14 protein-coding genes are annotated in these 18,480 nt (G+C 70.9%); 8 read left to right on the forward strand and 6 right to left on the reverse strand.

Annotated elements, in window-relative coordinates:
• Nucleotides 1-6: 6 nt before the first annotated feature.
• Entirely contained in the window at nucleotides 7-795 is a 789-nt protein-coding gene (locus tag B0I32_RS17700; protein ID WP_106240394.1) for an MBL fold metallo-hydrolase, read from the reverse strand.
• A 47-nt stretch (nucleotides 796-842) separates the two neighbouring features.
• Between B0I32_RS17700 and B0I32_RS17705 the strand changes: the two genes are divergently transcribed.
• The gene (locus B0I32_RS17705; RefSeq protein ID WP_106240396.1) at nucleotides 843-1,241 is read left to right on the forward strand and encodes a MerR family transcriptional regulator; all 399 of its coding nucleotides are present in this window, start codon (nucleotides 843-845) and stop codon (nucleotides 1,239-1,241) included.
• Between the two features lie 123 nt (nucleotides 1,242-1,364).
• On the opposite strand, the gene B0I32_RS17710 is transcribed toward B0I32_RS17705, so the two are convergent.
• Nucleotides 1,365-2,564 carry a hypothetical protein gene (locus tag B0I32_RS17710; protein ID WP_181307503.1) on the reverse strand — a complete coding sequence of 400 codons (1,200 nt, stop codon included), beginning with the start codon at nucleotides 2,562-2,564 and terminating at the stop codon, nucleotides 1,365-1,367.
• A 112-nt stretch (nucleotides 2,565-2,676) separates the two neighbouring features.
• Nucleotides 2,677-4,338, reverse strand: coding sequence for a dolichyl-phosphate-mannose--protein mannosyltransferase (locus tag B0I32_RS17715; protein WP_106240400.1), 1,662 nt, complete (start codon nucleotides 4,336-4,338; stop codon nucleotides 2,677-2,679).
• Between the two features lie 57 nt (nucleotides 4,339-4,395).
• Between B0I32_RS17715 and rsmI the strand changes: the two genes are divergently transcribed.
• Entirely contained in the window at nucleotides 4,396-5,265 is an 870-nt protein-coding gene (rsmI, locus tag B0I32_RS17720; RefSeq protein WP_106240403.1) for a 16S rRNA (cytidine(1402)-2'-O)-methyltransferase, read from the forward strand.
• Between the two features lie 10 nt (nucleotides 5,266-5,275).
• Nucleotides 5,276-6,862: a dolichyl-phosphate-mannose--protein mannosyltransferase gene (locus B0I32_RS17725; protein ID WP_245955878.1), complete on the forward strand. Its 1,587-nt coding sequence runs from the start codon at nucleotides 5,276-5,278 to the stop codon at nucleotides 6,860-6,862.
• Here B0I32_RS17725 and B0I32_RS17730 read toward each other — a convergent pair.
• Entirely contained in the window at nucleotides 6,798-8,345 is a 1,548-nt protein-coding gene (locus B0I32_RS17730; RefSeq protein ID WP_245955879.1) for a hypothetical protein, read from the reverse strand. The genes B0I32_RS17725 and B0I32_RS17730 overlap by 65 nt on opposite strands.
• Before the next feature lie 99 nt (nucleotides 8,346-8,444).
• Between B0I32_RS17730 and B0I32_RS17735 the strand changes: the two genes are divergently transcribed.
• The 4 genes from B0I32_RS17735 (at nucleotide 8,445) to B0I32_RS17750 (ending at nucleotide 13,473) form a co-directional block, all read left to right on the forward strand.
• Entirely contained in the window at nucleotides 8,445-9,671 is a 1,227-nt protein-coding gene (locus tag B0I32_RS17735; RefSeq protein WP_181307505.1) for a glycosyltransferase family 2 protein, read from the forward strand.
• Between the two features lie 72 nt (nucleotides 9,672-9,743).
• Nucleotides 9,744-11,525: a methionine--tRNA ligase gene (gene metG, locus B0I32_RS17740; protein ID WP_106240408.1), complete on the forward strand. Its 1,782-nt coding sequence runs from the start codon at nucleotides 9,744-9,746 to the stop codon at nucleotides 11,523-11,525.
• A 74-nt stretch (nucleotides 11,526-11,599) separates the two neighbouring features.
• Nucleotides 11,600-12,454, forward strand: a complete 855-nt coding sequence (locus B0I32_RS17745) for a TatD family hydrolase (protein ID WP_106240410.1) — start codon at nucleotides 11,600-11,602, stop codon at nucleotides 12,452-12,454.
• 83 nt (nucleotides 12,455-12,537) lie between these two features.
• Entirely contained in the window at nucleotides 12,538-13,473 is a 936-nt protein-coding gene (locus tag B0I32_RS17750; protein ID WP_106240412.1) for a resuscitation-promoting factor, read from the forward strand.
• Between the two features lie 196 nt (nucleotides 13,474-13,669).
• Here B0I32_RS17750 and B0I32_RS17755 read toward each other — a convergent pair whose 3' ends face one another.
• Nucleotides 13,670-14,911: an FG-GAP repeat protein gene (locus B0I32_RS17755; protein WP_106240414.1), complete on the reverse strand. Its 1,242-nt coding sequence runs from the start codon at nucleotides 14,909-14,911 to the stop codon at nucleotides 13,670-13,672.
• Nucleotides 14,911-17,289, reverse strand: coding sequence for a serine/threonine protein kinase (locus B0I32_RS61400; RefSeq protein WP_146178212.1), 2,379 nt, complete (start codon nucleotides 17,287-17,289; stop codon nucleotides 14,911-14,913). Before B0I32_RS61400 ends, B0I32_RS17755 begins: the two co-directional genes overlap by 1 nt.
• Before the next feature lie 91 nt (nucleotides 17,290-17,380).
• Between B0I32_RS61400 and rsmA the strand changes: the two genes are divergently transcribed.
• Nucleotides 17,381-18,220, forward strand: coding sequence for a 16S rRNA (adenine(1518)-N(6)/adenine(1519)-N(6))-dimethyltransferase RsmA (gene rsmA, locus B0I32_RS17765; protein WP_219911889.1), 840 nt, complete (start codon nucleotides 17,381-17,383; stop codon nucleotides 18,218-18,220).
• The last annotated feature ends 260 nt before the right edge of the window (nucleotides 18,221-18,480 follow it).

An 18,480-nucleotide genomic window follows, 5' to 3' on the forward strand; every position in this document is an offset into this window, starting at 1 on the left:
CTACCCTCAGTATTCGCTCAGCTCCCAGGGGTCGTGCGCGGAGAAGACCGCGACCCCGTGGTCGTGCTTGAGCGAGCGCAGCACCGCCTGGCTCGACAGTCTGCGCTCCTCGTCCACCTGGGCGCTCTGCTGCACGATGTCCATCAGCGGATGGGGGCGCGGCGCGGGTTCCAGCTCGCCGGCGTAGAAGTAGGCGTCCCCCGCGTGCAGCAGCCAGCGCCCGCCGTCCCGCACCGCCACGCCGGCGTGCCCCCTGGTGTGCCCGTCGAGCGGCACCAGCAGGAAGTCCTCCTCGGGCAGGCCCGCCAGCGGCCGCACCCCGTCCACGCCGAGCCAGCGGGTGCCCGTGTCCTGATAGGTCTCCCAGCGGGGCCCGTGCGCCCAGTGGGAGGGCCGGTAGCGGCGGTTGGGCGCCTGGGCCAGCGCGTCCTTCAGCTCCGCCTCCGTGACGTGCACCCTGGCCTGCGGGAAGTCGGGCAGGCCGCCGCTGTGGTCCACGTCGAGGTGGGTGAGCACGATGTGGCGGACGTCGGCGGGGTCGTACCCGAGCGCGGCGACCTGACGTACGGCCGTCTCCGCCGGCGCCAGCACCGGCTCGACCAGCTCCCGCCACTCGCGGTCGAGGCTCTCGCCGGGCTCGGCCACGTCGTGCAGGCCGAGCCCGGCCTCCACCAGCACGAGGCCGGCGGCCGGAGTCTCGACGAGCAGCGCGTGGCAGACCGCCCGCGCGGAGGGCCGGCCGTCGGGGGAGTCGATCTCGCGCATGGAGCCGAGGTTCAGATGGTGGATTCGCATGGCGAATAGACTGCGACTTGAACCGCGGTTCAAGTCAAGGAGAGCGCGTGGACGAGGGCCTGATCGACATCGGCGAGGTGACGGAGCGGAGCGGGCTGGCCGCGTCCGCGCTGCGGTTCTACGAGCGCAAGGGGCTCATCAGGGCCGAGGGGCGCAACGGGCTGCGCCGCGCGTACCGGCCGGAGACGCTGGAGCGGCTGGCGCTGATCACCTGCGCCCGCGACGCGGGGTTCACGCTCGCCGAGATCGCCGCCTTCCTCGGGGCGCGGCCGTCCGACGCGGAGCTGCGCGAGCGCCTGGCGGCCCGGGAACGCGCGGTGACCGGGCGGATCGCGCAGCTCACCCGGCTGCGCGACAGCCTGCGCCACGCGGCTGCCTGCGACCACGATCCGCTGGTCGACTGCCCCGAGTTCAGGCAGGCCCTCGGCCGAGTTCCCCGGGGGTGAAGCCCCGCGGGTGCTTTCCGGTCGTACGGGTGCAGCCCCGTGAGCGTTGTTCGGCCGCACGGGTGAAGGCCGGTGGCCCGGGCCTGGCGGAGGTTCCAGGCCACCGGTCATGTACGCACGCCGTCAGGCGGAGCTGACGTACTTCCTGGGCCGCAGCGCGTGGGCCCGGAGCGCCGCCAGCGCCGCGAGCTGACCGGGCCGGTCCATCCGCACCGCCAGCTCGTCGCTGAAGGCCAGCCCCAGCGCCGTGAGCTGGGCCACCAGGTCGGTCACCGGCCGCGCCACGTCCTCCAGGCTCGTGGCCGGATGCCAGCCCTCGCCGCCCACCACCTCGGCCACCCGCTCGCGCAGCTGGCCGGGCGACATCAGCGTGCCGTCGGCCAGCAGCATCAGCGTGGCCTCCCTGGCCGACACCTCGAACTCGTGCTCACCCCTGGCCAGCAGCAGCCTGGTGACCGCCGTCCACATGGCCGACTTCGACCCCAGCAGCCGCCGGCCGTAGTCGGTGATGGCGAGCCTGGCCCCGTCGCGCCTGATCGCGCCGAGCTCCCGCTCGGCCAGGTCGCGCAGCCGCAGCGCCTCGGGCGACGGCGCCAGCCGCAGCGGCAGGCTCTCCTCCGAGGCGGCCAGCGTCAGCAGCCGGTGCAGGGCGGGCAGCGGCTGCGGGGTCACGGGCGCGTGCAGGCGCACCTCGAACGGCTGGGCCAGCTCGCGCCTGGCCGGGCCGCGGCCGAGCACCCAGCGGTTGAGCCGCTCGCCGTGCACCCGGTTGAGCCAGCTGTCGCCGCCCAGGTCGGTGCGCGGCTCGGTGAGCCAGCGCCGGGTCAGGGCGGCGCGGTCGATGCTCTCCCCGGCCAGGATCGCCAGTTCGAGCGCGGCGGAGCAGGCGAGGTGGGCGCCCAGCTCCTCCGGCCCCATGATCATGCTCCACTGCAGCTCGGGCACGTCGGGCGGGAGCACGCCCGTGGCCTCCAGCGCCTGCTGGTAGGCGCTGGTGCCCGCGTCCTCGCCCTCACGGGCGTAGGTGCGCAGGATCTGCAGGGTCGTAGGGGAGACGCACAGAGCGGCGTACCGCTCCATGCCGCCGAGCTGGAGCAGCCGCCCCAGCGAATGGGCCAGGCGCTCCTGGTCCGCGCCCGTCATCTGCGGACCGACCTTGAGCGGCAACGTGTACCAGAGGAACTCGCAGACGTCGAGCTGGGTCACCGACTCGAGCGGCTCGCCACCCGTCAACCATTCGACGGCGGTCCTGGCCTCCTCGGCCAGATCCGGCTGAGATCGCTCCAACTCGGCGAGAAGGGCGGTGACATCCGGTGCACTCATGCCTCGAAGTTTGCCGTATCGACCCCGGGCCTGACGATGACCGAAACCGGTGCGTATTGGGTCTTGCACAGCGACTACCTAAGAAACCCCTATTGAGCCGACTGTAACGTGATCATATCCACCCTTTTTCAAACAACATGCGGGCCTTCCAGTCCAGGTACGGGAGCACTTCGGCGGACAGGACGGGATGCAGCCACCAGAAGTTGATCAGGGCGAGCAGGGCGAACGCACCCACGGCCGCCGCTCCGGCGGTGCGCCGCAGCGGCACCACGCCCTTGATCGTCGGCCGGGACGTCCCGATCAGCAGCCCGGCGCACAACGTGATCGCCAGCACCATGAACGGCACCATCGGGATGGCGTAGAACAGGAACATCGTGCGGTTGTCGGCGATGGCGAAGTAGAACCACGGCAGCCAGCCCATCGCGTACGCCAGCAGCACGGCCCCCGCCCGCCAGTCGCGGGAGGAGAAGTACCAGGCGATCAGGGCCACCAGCGCGGCCACCGCGCCGAACCAGATCACCGGCGTGCCCACGCCGAGCACCGCCTCGGAGCAGTCTTTCACGCCGGGTCCGCAGACGTTCTGCCTGCCCTCGTAGAAGAAGGCGACGGGGCGCAGCAGCAGCGGCCACTGCCACGGCTCGGACATGTACGGGTGCGACGTCTCAAGACCGCTGTGGAAGGTGAAGACCTGCCACTGGTAGTGCACCCACGACCGCATCGAGTCGAAGACGAAGAACAGCGGGTTGCCCGCGGAGGTGGCCTGGTCCCAGTTGCGGCCGTAGCCGGTCGCGTTGACGAACCAGCCGGTCCAGGTCGCCATGTAGGTCACGAACGGCACCACGCCGAACGCCACGACCCCCTGCGGCACGTCCTTGTTGAGCGCCCCCACGTAGGGCCGGCGCAGCCCGACCGCGCGGCGGGCGCCGAAGTCCCACAGCACCGACATGATCGCGAACGCCACCGCGAACGCCAGCCCCGACCACTTGACCGACATCGCGAAGGCCAGGCAGACCCCGGCCCCGATGCGCCACCACCTGATGCCGAGCGACGGGCCCAGCGTGGACATGGACGTGCCGATCGGCGAGACCGGCGAGCGCTCGTACCAGGAGACGAGTTTCTCGCGCGCCTGGTCGCGGTCGACCACCAGGCAGGCGAACGCGGCGAGCACCCAGAACATCAGGAAGATGTCCAGCAGCGCCGTGCGGGAGAGCACGTAGTGCAGGCCGTCGAGCGCGAGCAGCAGGCCCGCGAAGCAGCCGAGCAGGGTCGAGCGGGTCATCCGGCGCGCGACCCTGGCGATGACGAGGATGGACAGCGTGCCGATCACGGCCGCGGCGAAGCGCCAGCCGAACGGGTTGAGCCCGAACAGCCACTCGCCCACGCCGATCATCCACTTGCCCAGCGGCGGGTGCACCACGTAGGAGGCGCACTTGTCCAGGTCCGCGGGCGTGCACGCCTGCCAGACGTCGGTGTTGCCCGCCATGATCGCCTTGTCGGCGTCCTTGACGGTGACCTTCTCCACGCCGTGCGTGATCAGCGAGAAGGCGTCCTTCATGTAGTACGTCTCGTCGAACACCACGGCCTTGGGATGACCGAGGTTGAGGAAGCGCAGCACACCGCCGAAGACCATGACGAGCAGCGGCCCGATCCAGCCCCACAGCACGCTGCCGCGCATGGGGGGAAGGACCCGATCGCGTACGGACCGAGCCGCGGGCCCGCTGTCGCCGGACTCCGGGCTCTCGTAGGCCTGGTACGGGGAATCGGTCACCGCCATTCGGACATCGTACGGGCCCCAGAGCGGTGGTTACCCAAGAAACACGGTCTAATTGGGATGCCCTGCCACAATGGTCAGGTGACTGGGAACGGCAGGTTGGTGCTGGCAGGGGCCCCCATAGGCCAGGCGGGTGACGTCTCGCCCCGGCTGCGTGAGGCGCTGGCGGGCGCCGACGTGGTGGCGGCGGAGGACACCAGGCGGCTGCGCAGGCTCGCGGCCGACCTCGACGTCGAGATCACCGGCCGGGTGGTGTCCTACTACGACCAGAACGAGGCCGCCCGCGCCCAGGAGCTCGTGGAGGCGCTCAAGGAGGGCCGCACGGTCGTCGTCATCACCGACGCGGGCATGCCGGGCGTGTCGGACCCCGGCTACCGCCTGACGAGCCTGGCGGTCGAGGCGGGCGTCCAGGTCACCGCGCTGCCGGGGCCGAGCGCCGTCACCACCGCGCTGGCCGTCTCCGGCCTGGCCAGCGACCGGTTCTGCTTCGAGGGCTTCCCGCCGCGCAAGACCGGCGAGCGGGACCGGCGGCTCGGGGCGCTGGCCGAGGAGGAGCGCACGATGGTCTTCTTCGAGGCGCCGCACCGGCTGGCGAGCTCGCTGGAGGCGATGGCGCGGGCGTTCGGGCCCGACCGGCGGGCGGCGGTCTGCCGCGAGCTCACCAAGACCTACGAGGAGGTCCGCAGGGGCGGGCTCGGCGAGCTGGCCGAGTGGGCGGCCAAGGGCGTCAAGGGCGAGATCACGGTCGTGGTCGCGGGCCACGTCCCCGGCGAGGCCGAGCAGGACGTGGACGCGCTCATCGCGGAGGTCGGCCGCCGGGTCGCCGAGGGGGAGCAGCGCAGCCAGGCGGTCGCCGCCGTGGCCAAGGGCGCGGGGATGCCGAGACGGGAGCTGTACGACCTGGTTCACAGGCGAACCGCCACGCCATAGGGTGCGCAACGTGAGCAACTGGGGGGTGTCGGCACGGCGGCTCGTCCCGCCCATGCAGGGATCGGCGCTGGTGGGCTGGCTCGGCCCGATCGCGGTCGCGATCTTCGGCGGTCTCCTGCGCTTCATCAGGCTGGGCGAGCCCAAGGCGGTCGTCTTCGACGAGACCTACTACGTCAAGGACGCCTATTCGCTGATGCTCCACGGCGTGGAGCGGACCATGCTCGGCGACGCCAAGAACCCCGTCGCCGACCGGCGGCTGATCGCCGGCAACCTGGACATCTTCCAGCAGTGCCCGCAGCCGTCCGACTGCGCCTCCTTCGTGGCCCACCCGCCGCTGGGCAAGTGGATGATCGCGGCGGGCGAGTGGCTGTTCGGGATGAACCCGTTCGGCTGGCGCGCCGTCGCGGCCCTGGCCGGCACGCTGTCCATCCTCGTCCTGGCCAGGGTGGCGCGCAGGATGACCCGCTCGACGCTCCTGGGCTGCCTGGGCGGGCTGCTGCTGGCGCTCGACGGCCTGCACCTTGTGCTGTCGCGGACGGCGCTGCTGGACGTCTTCCTGATGTTCTGGGTGCTCGCGGGGTTCGCCTGCCTGGTGGCCGACCGCGACCAGGCCCGCGCGAAGCTGGTCTCCTGGTACGAACGCTCGCCGGTCACCGCGCTGGGCCCGCGTCTCGGCCCGCGGCCGTGGCGGCTGGCCGCCGGGATCTGCCTGGGGGCCGCGTGCGCGGTCAAGTGGTCGGGGATCTTCTTCCTGCTCGCCTTCGCCGTCATGTCGGTGCTGTGGGACATGGGCGCCAGACGGGCGGTGGGGCTGCGCGAGCCGTACCGGGGGGCGCTGACGTACGACCTGCCGGGCGCGGCGGGGGCGATGGCGCTCGCGCCCGCGGTGACGTTCATGGCGTCGTGGACCGGCTGGTTCGTCACCGCCGGCGGCTACGGCCGTAACTGGGACCAGGCCACCTCGTCCGGGCCGCTGTTCTTCGTCGTCGACTCGGTCCGCTCGTGGCTGCGCTACCAGCAGCAGGTGCTCGGCTACCACAGCGGCCTTGAGGACTATCACCCGTACATGTCGGAGCCGTGGCAGTGGCCGGTGCTCTTACGCCCGGTCTCCTTCCACTACCCGACCAACCTGCCGCCGTCGGCGTGCGGCGCCGACAAGTGCGCGCAGGCCGTGCTCGGGGTCGGCACCCCCGCGCTCTGGTACGCCGCCGCGCTCGCCCTCGTCGGCCTCGTCGCCTGGTACGTCGCCACCCGCGACTGGCGGGCCGGGGCCGTGCTGCTGGCCTACGGGGTGGGCTGGCTGCCGTGGTTCTACTACGCCATCGCCGACAACCGCACGATGTACCTGTTCTACATGATCCCCGTGGTGCCGTTCATGGTGCTGGCGCTGGTGCTCATGGCCGGGCTGATCATGGGGCCGCGGGACGCCCCCGCCGCCCGGCGGGCGATCGGGGCGGCGGTCGTGGGCGCGTACGCGCTCATCGTGCTGGTCAACTTCTGGTGGCTCTATCCGGTGCTGGCGGCCGAGACGATCACGCAGGCACAGTGGTGGAGCCGGATGCTCCTGAGCTCTTGGGTGACCGCCGCGCCCAAGTGACGCCCCTGCGCAGCGTGATCGCCGCCGCGACGCAGGCCAGGGGCACCGCGGGCAGCACGTAGCGGTAGTCGAACTCCGCCGTCGCCGCCGGGGCCAGCAGCAGCCCCACCGCTCCCAGCCAGGGCAGCACCACCGCGCCGCCGAACTTGCGCCAGCGCACCACGACGCCGTACAGGCCGATCAGCAGGATGCCGCCGAGCATGATGCCGCGCAGGTAGAACACCTTCTGGTAGCCGCTCATGATGTCGGCCCACGGGTGCACGATCCGGGTCTCCGGCGGGCCCTGCTCGTAGCTGAACGCGTCGGTGTCGGTGCGCCCGCCCGCGTACGACGACCACCTCGGCAGCCGCTTGGGCTGGCCGTTCTCGTCCAGCGGGACGTACGGCTTGAACTCGTACATGTTGTACGTCGACTCGTCCGGGAAACGCGGCCGCGACCAGTGGAAGGAGCGGAAGAAGTCGCGCGCCACCACCTGGAGGTAGTCGCCGGGCTGCGACAGGATCGCCTTGGTGGCGAACGCGCTGGCGGCGTCGTTGGTGATCTCGCTCCACTTCTTGTTGATGCCCCACCGGTGCAGCACCTCGCCGGTGCCGGTGCCGTCGCCGTTGCCCTGGCCCCACAGGTACCACTGGGCGTAGTCCTTGCGCTGGTTGACCGGATCGTTGATGCACAGCAGCAGCAGCTGAACCTCTTTGTACTTGTCGATGTCCATCTTGTTGCAGTCGGCGAAGATGGCCGTGCGCATGTAGAGGATCAGGCCGTCGCTGTTGGTCATCGCGAATTTGCCGTACGCGGAGGCGAACCAGCCCATGTAGGCCATCACCGGGATCGCGCAGGCGGTGATCAGCGCCGTGACCGTACGCCAGCCGGCCCGCTTGACCAGCAGGTAGAGCACGACGAGGGCGAGGACCGGCAGGCCGATCGAGCGGGTCAGCCAGGTCATCGCCAGCAGCAGGCCGACCACCGCGCCCGCCTGCCAGGTGAGCCGCCGCTTCCACAGCACCATCGTGATCACACCGACCACGAGCAGCATGAACAGCGTGTCGGACATCACCATCTGCTCGAGCTGGATCTGGTAGGCGTCGAACAGCACCGGCGCCGCCGCCAGCGTGGCCCCCCACTTCGGCAGCCGGAACTTGATCCGCAGCAGCGCGTAGATCAGGCAGGCCGTGGCCAGGCCCATCAGATGCTGGGTGAAGATCACCAGGCTGAAGCTGTGGAACGGCTTGAGCAGCATCAGCCAGGTGCTGTAGCCGTCGGGCCTGATCGGGTGGGGCCGGGGGTGCAGCGCCACCGAGACGTACTCGTAGGAGTCGTTGAACCACATCGCCGGGCCGTAGCCGAGCATGGTGATGAGCCGCAGCACGGCGCCGACGCCGAAGGCCGCGGCGAACACCCGATGCCTGCGCAACATGGACAGCGCGCGCGCTATCCGACCAGGAGCGGAGTGGTCCACAGGGGTAATCTCCGCGACGCTCACCATGTTGTAAAGAATGCCAGTCGTTTTCAGGTCCGTGCCCGAGCATGGTCGTCTTCAGGGCATGATGGTTCACTGGAAGAGCCTTAACTGAAGGGTAGACACGTGGAACTGACGGTGGTCATGCCCTGCCTCAACGAGGCGGAGACCGTGGAAGTCTGTGTACGCAAGGCGTTGGCGTGCATGGAGGAGCACGGCATCGAGGGCGAGGTCCTGATCGCCGACAACGGCAGCACGGACGGCTCACAGCAGCTCGCCCGTGATGCCGGGGCCCGTGTGGTCCACGTGGACGAGAAGGGTTACGGCAACGCCCTCATGGGCGGCATCAGGGCCGCCCGCGGCAAATACGTCATCATGGGCGACGCCGACGACTCCTATGACTTCACCGCGCTGCTGCCGTTCGTGGAGCAGTTGCGCGAGGGCGCCGACCTGGTGATGGGCAACCGTTTCCGCGGCGGCATCGCCCCGGGCGCCATGCCGCCGCTGCACCGCTACCTGGGCAACCCGGTGCTGTCGTTCATCGGGCGGCTGTTCTTCCCCTCGGCGATCAAGGACTTCCACTGCGGCCTGCGCGGCTTCAGGCGCGACTCGATCCTGCGGCTGCAGTTGCAGACCGGCGGCATGGAGTTCGCCTCGGAGATGGTGGTCCGCTCGACGCTGGCCGGCCTCGACGTACGCGAGGTGCCGACCACGCTCGCCCCCGACGGCCGCTCGCGCCCGCCGCACCTGCGCTCGTGGCGCGACGGCTGGCGTCACCTGCGCTTCCTGCTCCTCTACAGCCCGAAGTGGCTGTTCTTCTACCCCGGCGTGCTGATGATGGTCATCGGCCTGGTCGCCGGCACCGCGCTGACCTTCGGCCCCGTCGAGATCGGCGAGCTCGCCTTCGACGTCGACACCCTGGTCGGCACGTCCGCCCTGGTGGTGATCGGCTTCCAGGCGGCGTTGTTCGCGGTGTTCACCAAGGTCTACGCGGCCGAGGAGGGCTTCCTGCCGGAGTCGCCGCGCATCCGCAAGCTGATCGACATCGTCAGCCTGGAGAAGGGCCTCGTGGTCGGCGGGCTGCTGGCGCTGGCCGGTCTGGTCGGCCTGGTCATGTCGCTGGTGCACTGGCAGGTGCGCAGCTTCGGCGAGCTCGACCCGCGCGAGTCGCTGCGCATCGTGGTGCCGTCGGCGACGGCGCTCATCATGAGCTTCCAGACGATCTTCGCTTCGCTGTTCATCAGCATCCTGGGCATCCGCCGCACCCGCGAGACCTTCATCGACAACGCCGCCCGCGCGGCCGAGGAGGCCGCCGAGGGCCTCGCGCTGGAGAAGGCCAAGGCGAAGAACTGAGCCTTCCCGCGCCGCCGTGGCAGGCCGCCCGCCGTAACAAACGATCATCACGGACCCCGTAGGCTAAGGACCATGTCCCAGCACATCTTGACCGCCGTCGCGTGGCCGTATGCCAACGGCCCCCGTCACATCGGGCACGTTTCCGGATTCGGAGTGCCGTCCGACGTCTTCAGCCGCTACCAGCGGATGGCGGGCAACAAGGTGCTGATGGTGTCCGGCACCGACGAGCACGGCACCCCGATCCAGGTCCAGGCCGACAAGGAGGGCGTGAGCGCCAGAGAGCTGGCCGACCGCTACAACCGCGTCATCGCCGAGGACCTGACCGGGCTCGGCCTGTCCTACGACCTGTTCACCAGGACCACGACGAAAAACCACTACGCCGTCACGCAGGAGATCTTCAAGGGTCTCTACAACAACGGCTATATCTTCCCCAAGACCACGATGGGCGCGATCTCGCCGTCCACCGGCCGCACCCTGCCCGACCGCTACATCGAGGGCACCTGCCCCATCTGCGGCTACGACGGGGCCCGCGGCGACCAGTGCGACAACTGCGGCAACCAGCTCGACCCGATCCAGCTGATCAACCCCAAGAGCCGCATCAACGGCGAGACGCCGGTCTTCACCGAGACCGAGCACTTCATGCTCGACCTGCCCGCCTTCGCCGAGGTGCTCGGCTCCTACCTGCAGTCCAAGCAGGGCGAGTGGCGGCCCAACGTGCTGAAGTTCGCCCTCAACCTGCTCGGCGACCTGCAGCCGCGGGCGATCAGCCGCGACCTCGACTGGGGCGTGCCGATCCCGCTCGACGGCTGGAGCGAGCAGCCCAACAAGCGGCTCTACGTGTGGTTCGACGCGGTCATCGGCTACCTGTCCGCCTCCATCGAGTGGGCCAGGCGCTCCGGCGACCCCGACGCCTGGCGCCAGTGGTGGCAGAATCCCGACGCCCGCGGCTACTACTTCATGGGCAAGGACAACATTGTCTTCCACGCCGAGATCTGGCCGGCGATGCTGTTCGGCTACAGCGGCATCGGCGCCCGCGACGGCTCGCCGGGGTCGCTCGGCGCGCTCGACGTGCCGTCCGAGGTGGTCTCCAGCGAGTTCCTGACCATGGAGGGCAAGAAGTTCTCCTCCTCCCGCCAGGTCGTCATCTACGTGCGCGACTTCCTGGCCCGCTACGACGCCGACGCGCTGCGCTACTACATCGCGGTGGCCGGGCCGGAAAACCAGGACACCGACTTCACCTGGCAGGAGTTCGTCAACCGCAACAACGGCGAACTGGTCGCGGCCTGGGGCAACCTGGTCAACCGGTCCATCTCGATGGCCGCGAAGAACTTCGGGGCGGTGCCCGAGGCCGGCGACCTCACCGACGCCGACCGGGCGCTGCTGGAGCGCTCCCGGTCCGCCTTCGCCCCCGTCGGGGCCGAGCTGGGCCGCTCACGCTTCAAGAACGCCATCACCGAGGCGTTCGACGTCGTGCGCGAGGCCAACAAATACCTGGCCGAGCAGGAGCCGTGGAAGCTCAAGGACGACCCTGAGCGGCAGAAGTCGATCCTGCACGTCGCGCTCCAGGTCGTCGACGACGCCAAGACGATGCTCACGCCGTTCCTGCCCGGCTCGTCCAACAAGGTGTCCGCCATGCTGGGCGGCGAGGGCGTTTGGTCCGGCATGCCGGAGATCCGCGAGGTCGACGAGGACGGCGGCACCCCCTACCCGGTGATCACCGGCGAGTACGACGGGGCCGCCCGCTGGGAGCACCGGCCGATCAAGCCGGGCACCCCGCTCGCGCCGCCCGTGCCGCTGTTCAAGAAGCTCGACCCGAAGGTCGTCGACGAGGAGCTGGCCCGCCTGGGCGAGTGACCTGGTCGCGCGATGACGGCGGAGGCGGTCTTCGCTGACCGCCTTCGCCATCAGGGGCGGCTACTTTAGATGCCGTGACCAAGCTTCCCGCCGCCCCAGAGCCGCTCTCCGCACCCGTGTTCGACAGCCACTGCCACCTCGACATCATGGTCGGCAACCGGCAGGCGTCGTCCGGCGACCCGGTGGCGCAGGCCGCGCAGCAGGCGGCGGCCAGCGTGCGGAGCATCCTCGACGACGCGCGGGCCGTGGGCGTGACGCGGCTGGTCACGATCGGCTACGACCTGGCGTCGTCCCGGTGGAACGCGGAGGTGGCGGCGGGGCAGGAGGGCGTGTACGCGGGCGTGGCGATCCACCCCAACGAGGCGCACGAGTCCACCCCCGAGGTGCTGGCCGAGATCGAGGCGCTGGCCGGGCAGGACGCGGTGCGCGCGGTGGGGGAGACGGGGCTCGACTACTACCGCGACTGGGCGAGCAAGGACGACCAGCACGCGAGCTTCCGTGCGCACATCGAGATCGCCAAGCGCACCGGCAAGGCGCTGGTGATCCACGACCGCGACGCGCACGACGACGTGCTCAAGGTGCTGGCTGCCGAGGGCGCTCCGGACAGGGTGGTCTTCCACAGCTTCTCCGGCGACGCCGAAATGGCTAAAAAGTGCGTTGAAGCCGGATATTTCATGTCATTTTCCGGGCCGGTGACGTACAAGAACGCCGCCTACCTGCGCGCGGCCGCCGAGGTCGCGCCCGCCGAGCTCATGCTGGTCGAGACCGACGCCCCCTACCTGCCGCCCGTCCCGCACCGCGGCAAGCCCAACGCCCCCTACCTCGTCCCGCTCACCCTGCGCTGCCTCGCCGAGGTCAAGAACGTCCATCCTGACCTGCTGTGCGAGGTGATCAGCGGCAACGGAGTCACGGTCTTCGGCGAGTGGTGACCATCTTTCGGTGAAGCGGCGGATGCCGGCGCGCGGCCGCCGTTAGCGTTCGGGCGATCCTGCCCCGCTACCGGAGGTGGTTCGTGCGAGGTAAGAGGCGTGCGCCCCGTCCGCCGCTCCCGTGGCGCTCCCCGTGGACGCCGGTCGTGTGCGTGGCCGGCGTGGTGGCCGCGAGCGCGCTCGTGGCGGTGTCGTTCCTCGTCAAAGAGGTCGTGCTGGTCGTGGACGGCGAACGCAGGCCCGTCCACGCCTTCGCCGGCACCGTCGAAGAGGTGCTCGCCGCCGCGGGCGTCACGATGGCGTACGGCGACGTCGTCCGTCCATCCGCCCAGGAGGAGGTGCGCGACGGTGCCACGATCGAGGTGCGCCGCGCCCGCCCCCTGACCCTGACCCTCGACGGCCACACCAGCAAGCACCTGGTCACCGCCTCGAACGTGGGCGAAGCCCTGGCCGAGCTGGACATCACCCCCGCCGCCGGCCGGCTGTCCGCGCCGCCCGGGGACGCGGTGCCGCTGGAGGGGATGGAGCTCACGGTTTACACCCGGCGCAAGGTGTACGTGGTCGCGGGCACCACCCGGCTGACCTCGCGGACCACCGCCAGGACGGTGCGCCAGGTGCTCAGGCAGAAGCGCGTCGAGCTGCGCCGCGGCTACCACGTGGACCCGCCGCTGGACAGCTTCCCCGAGGACGGGACGGTCATCACGATCGTCCCGCCCCGTACCACGCAGATCGACCCCGCCACCGCGCGGCTCGACTGGCGGGCGCTGGCCGAGTGCGAGTCGCACGGGGACCCGCGGGCCTACAACCCCGACGGGCCCTACTACGGCATGTACCAGTTCAGCCTGCCGATGTGGCAGGCGGTCGGCGGCATGGGGCTGCCGTCCAACTGGCCGGAGGACGAGCAGACCTATCGGGCTCAGCTGCTCTACCAGAAGGTGGGGGGCAGGTGGCGGGGCCAGTGGCCGAACTGCGGCGACCGCCTCTTCGGCCGCGCCACGGTCACGGCCCTGCGCCGCTGACCTCTCCTGGACCGGCGGACGAACCCGGTCAGCCGAGACCGCTGACCCGGTCCGAAGCCGGGGTCGCTGATCCGTTCGAACCCTGCGCAAGCCGGGGTCGCTGATCCGGTCCGAGCCCTATGTAAGCCGGGTTGCTGATCCGGCCCGAGCCCTGCGCGAGCCGGCGCCGAGACCGTCGGCCCGGCGTACGGGACCGTCACCCCGACACGGAGACCCCGAAGTCGGCGCCCTCGGGGGGCTGGAGCGGTTGCAGTTTCTCGGCGTTGCGCCCGGCCACCGCGACCTTCCCGAACGGCCCCCCGTCCGGCTGCCCCACATAGAGCCGGTTCCCGCTGAAGGTCACCGACCACCCGAACAGCCCGTCCCCGGTCGTCAGCTTCCGGTCCTCGGCCGCGTCCTTCCAGGACACCACCCGGACGCCGCCGCCGTAAGGAGCGCCGATCGCCAGCCGGCCGTCCGTGGAGGTCGCCATCGAGAACCCGAACGCCTGCTTGCCCCCCTGCGTCACCCGCCTGGTGGGCTTTCTGGCGGTGTCCAGCAGCTGCACGTATCCGGGGCCCGGTGAGCTGACGGCGTAACCGGCGCCCTCCGCGTAGGCGACGGCGTACCCGTACCGGTCACCGGACTCGGCGGTCGGCGAGTCCAGCTTCAGCGTCGTCAGCCTCTCGGCCATCACGTCGTCGATGAAGACGACGCAACCCGAGTCGATCTTGCCCTTCTCGATCTGGCGGCCCAGGCCGTCGTCGTTCTCGTACGGCACGCCGACGACCAGCCCGTTCTTCGCCCCGAACGCCAGCGAGTAGCCGAACTGGTCGCCCACCTCGCTGTTGCCCCGCACGTCCACGCTCTCCTGGCTGATCCGGCGCAGGTCACCCGCGCCCTTGCGCACGTAGACGGCGCCGACGTCCAGAAGGTCGCCCTCGTCCTCGTACGGCGCCCCGATCGCGACCAGGTCACCCCGCCCGGCCAACGCCCAGCCGAAGTGCGCGAACCGCTGCGGCTGCGGCGGCACCAGGCGCTGCGGGGGAGCGGCGCCGCCGCCATAGACGACGTACGCGGCCCCGGCGTCCTCGACGCCGTCCACGTCCGCGTACGGGGCGCCGATCACCAGGTCGGCGCAGGTGTCGCCGTTGACCTGCGCCAGCCGTACGGACCAGCCGAACCCGTCGCCCCTGCTCAGCCCCGGCACGCTCACCGGCGTCACCTTGCCGGCGGACAGCACGTGCACGGCCCCCTTCAGGTCGTCGCCGAAGGGGTCGCCCACCGCCACGTCGTCCACACCGTCACCGTCGAAGTCGGCGGCCCCGGCACAGGCGACGGCGGCTTTCGTCGCGGCTTCGGTCGTGTCTGTGGCCGTGTCTGTGGCCGCCGTCGTGGCGGCGGCCGGGGCACCGACCGTCACCGCCAGCATGATCGCGGCGAGCGCGGATCCGATCATCACAGCGCCACCTCGATCTGCTGACCGTTCTCCAGCATGTTCGCCGTCATGCTCACGGGCTTGCGGTACGTCGCCAGGTCGAACACGAAGGCGCTGTCCACCCGGGCGCCGGGCAGGATCGCCGGCGGCAGCGTGACGGGGATCGAGTCGTGCTCGCCGCCCCGGTCGTCGACCATCGTCACCACCGGCTGGACCAGCACCCTTCGCTCGCCGCCCGGATTGAGCATCGTCCAGCGGATCACGCAGAGCTGTCCCTTGGTCGCGGTGACGCCCTCGTACTCCTTCAGCCCGCACTCCGGCGCCGCCGACACGATCGCCACCGGGTCGTCGAAGTTCGCGCCCAGGGCGAACCTGCGGCCCACGTCGTTCGGCTTGGCGCTGCCGGCGACCTGGGACGGGGTGCCCGGAGTTCCGGTGACGGCGGTGTTGCGCGCGGAGGTCATGATCAGCACCCCCGCCGTCACCACGATGGCCAGCACGGCCGCGGCGGCGGCGATGAGCCAGCGGGTGCCGGTCGTACGCGTACCGCCGATGGTGTCGGAATCGTCACCCGGCACGGCGGGGGAGGTCCTGCCGCCGGGCTGGGTCTCGGTGCTCAGGGCGGCGCCCTGCCGCCCGGGAGCGGCCTGCTCCTGCCGCCACCCCGGAGCCGACGGCCCTCCGGCCCACCCGGGACGGTCCTGCTGGCGTCCTGGGCCGGACTGATCAGGCTGCTGAGGCCGTACCTGCTCGACCGGGCCCTGCTGCGGCGATCCCTGCTGTGACGGCGCCTGCTGTGACGGCGCCTGTTGCGGCGATCCCTGCTGTGGCCGGGCCTGCTCGGGTTGCGGCTGCACCGGTGCCACCGGCCCCGAGGACGAGGGCGTCGGTGCTTCCGCCCCGGACCCGTCCGTCTTGGACGACGTGCCGAAGCCGAACAGGGCGCGCAACCGTCCTGGCCGCTCCGCGGGCGCCTGGTCGGGCACCTTCCACCGGGCCAGCTCCTCCTTGGCCGCGTCCTCCTCGCGCCGGGCCAGCTCCTCCGCCGACAGGCCACCAGGTGACGATCCGGGCGACGACCCCTGCGCCGACCCGTACGACGATCCCTGAGACGGCACGCCGGGGGACGAGGACGAACCACTGCCCGACCCACCCGACGAGACGGATCCCGAGGCACCAGGGGCTCCCGGAGCACCGACCGCGCCCGACGGCGAACTCGGCCCGGCCGCCGAATCCGCGCTCCCCAAGCTGTCAGACCCGGTGCCGCCGCCCACCGAAGGCTCGGCGGTCGCTGGATTTCCGGTCATCGGACTCGCGGCCCGCGCCCCGGAAGGCGGCGCACTGGGCACCCGCCCGGCGGCGTCACCCTGCCCCGCCCGTCCAGAGGCGTTCCCCTGCCCCGGCGCGGAGTCACGTCCCGGGACCGGCCCCCGGCCCGTGGCATCGCTGGGAGGAGGCGTGGTGAAGGTGGCCGTGATGTCCGGCTCGTCCACCACGTTCTGCGGCGGCTCCCACTCGTTCAGCATCTCCGTCGCGACCAGCGTCGGCGGATCGGCCGCGGCGACCGGCGCCGGCGCGCTGCCGCCCACCAGCGCGATCAGCAGATCCTGCGCGGTCGGACGCGACGCGACGTCCATGGAGGTGGCCCGCCGGACCAGCTCGTCGAGCGGGGCGGGCAGCGCACCCAGGTCGGGCGGCGTGTTCAGCACGCGCGTGGCCAGCGTGATGGGGTCGCCGCGGCCGAACGGATGCCGTCCGTTCCCGGAGTAGGCCACGAGGCAGCCCCAGGCGAAGATGTCGGCCGCCGGGTTGACGACCTCGCCGCGTACCTGCTCAGGAGCCCACCACCCGGGGCTGCCCAGCAGCTCGCCGGACATCGTGAACCCCGTCTCCCGGTCGAGGGCCCTGGCGATGCCGAAGTCGATCACCCGCGGCCCCGACAACGAGAGGATCACGTTCGCGGGCTTCAGGTCCCTGTGCACCAGCCCCGCCACGTGGATCGCCGCCAGCGCCGCCGCTACGCCCAGCGCGACGCCGTGCAGCGGGCCCGGGTCCAGAGCACCGTAGGTCGAGATCTGGTCGGACAGCGGCGTGCCCGCGATGTACTCGGTCACCATGTACGGCCGGCCGTCCCCGGTGTTGCCGTTGTCCAGCACCTGGGCCGTACAGAAGGAGGCCACCCGCCGCGCGTTGTCGACCTCCGCGTGGAACCTGGCCGCGAACCCCTCCTGGTTGGCGAACTCCGCCTTCACCACCTTGAGCGCGACGAAACGCCCCGTCGGTGCCCGCGCGAGGAACACCGTCCCCATCCCGCCCTCGCCTAACCGGCCCAGCAGCCGGTACGGTCCGATCTCCCTTAAGTCGGTCGGCCGTAGCGGCGCGGCGCCCGTTGGCTCCATGAGGGACGTTCCTTCCTGTTCCACGCCATCCTCTCCTTTGGTCTCCCCATCCGCCATCACACGTTCTTCGATGCGAGAGACTGATTGGATGATGAGGCTGTTGGGCCCTGCAGAAATACGTATTTTGGCGAACAAGCTAGATCTTCGTCCCACAAAAAAACTAGGGCAGAACTTCGTGATCGACGCGGGGACCGTCCGGCGCATCGTCCGTGTGGCCGATCTCACCCCCGATGACGTGGTCATAGAGGTGGGCCCGGGGCTCGGCTCGCTCACCCTGGCGCTGCTGCAGCCGGCCGCCCACGTGGTCGCCGTCGAGATCGATCCGGTGCTGGCCGGCCAACTCCCCGTCACGGTGGCCGAACGCGACGCCGCCGACAAGCTCACGGTCGTCAACGCCGACGCGATGAAGATCACCCTCGACGACCTGTCCGGCCACGTGCCGACGGCGCTGGTGGCCAACCTGCCCTACAACGTGGCCGTCCCGGTGCTGCTGCACCTCCTGGAGGTGCTCCCGTCCCTGCGCAAGGGCCTGGTGATGGTCCAGTCGGAGGTGGCCGACCGCCTCGCCGCGGGCCCCGGCTCGAAGGTGTACGGGGTGCCGTCGGTCAAGGCGGCCTGGTACGCGGACGTCCGCCGGGCGGGCCCCGTGGGCCGCACCGTCTTCTGGCCCGTCCCCAACGTCGACTCGGGACTCGTCTCCCTCGTCCGCCGCGACCCCCCGTCCACGACGGCGACGCGCGAGCAGGTGTTCGAGGTGGTGGACGCCGCCTTCGCCCAACGCCGCAAAACCCTGAGAGCCGCCCTCTCCACCTGGGCCGGCACCCCCGCCGCCGCAGAACGCACGCTGCGCGCGGCCGACGTGGACCCCTCGGCGAGAGGCGAACAACTCGACATCCACGCCTTCACCCGCATAGCCGAACACAAACCCTGACCCCCCAGCCCTCCCCGGTCGGCACCCCACCCCCCGCCGACTACATGAGCTCTCCGGCACTCCGACGCCCGTCAGCCCACCCGACTCCACAAGATCGACCAGCGCCGCTAACGCCACCAAAATCCCGACGAATCACGGCCCGACGCCGGCGCCCGCCACCTGGGGTGTCCCGCACCACCAACGCCACCCTTTGTCCACAACCCCCTTACTCCTCCGTCCCTTTTCCACAGAACCGCGTTCGGCCGCTTCGCGTAACCCCG

This window comes from Nonomuraea fuscirosea (assembly GCF_003001935.1).
GTDB lineage: Bacteria > Actinomycetota > Actinomycetes > Streptosporangiales > Streptosporangiaceae > Nonomuraea > Nonomuraea fuscirosea.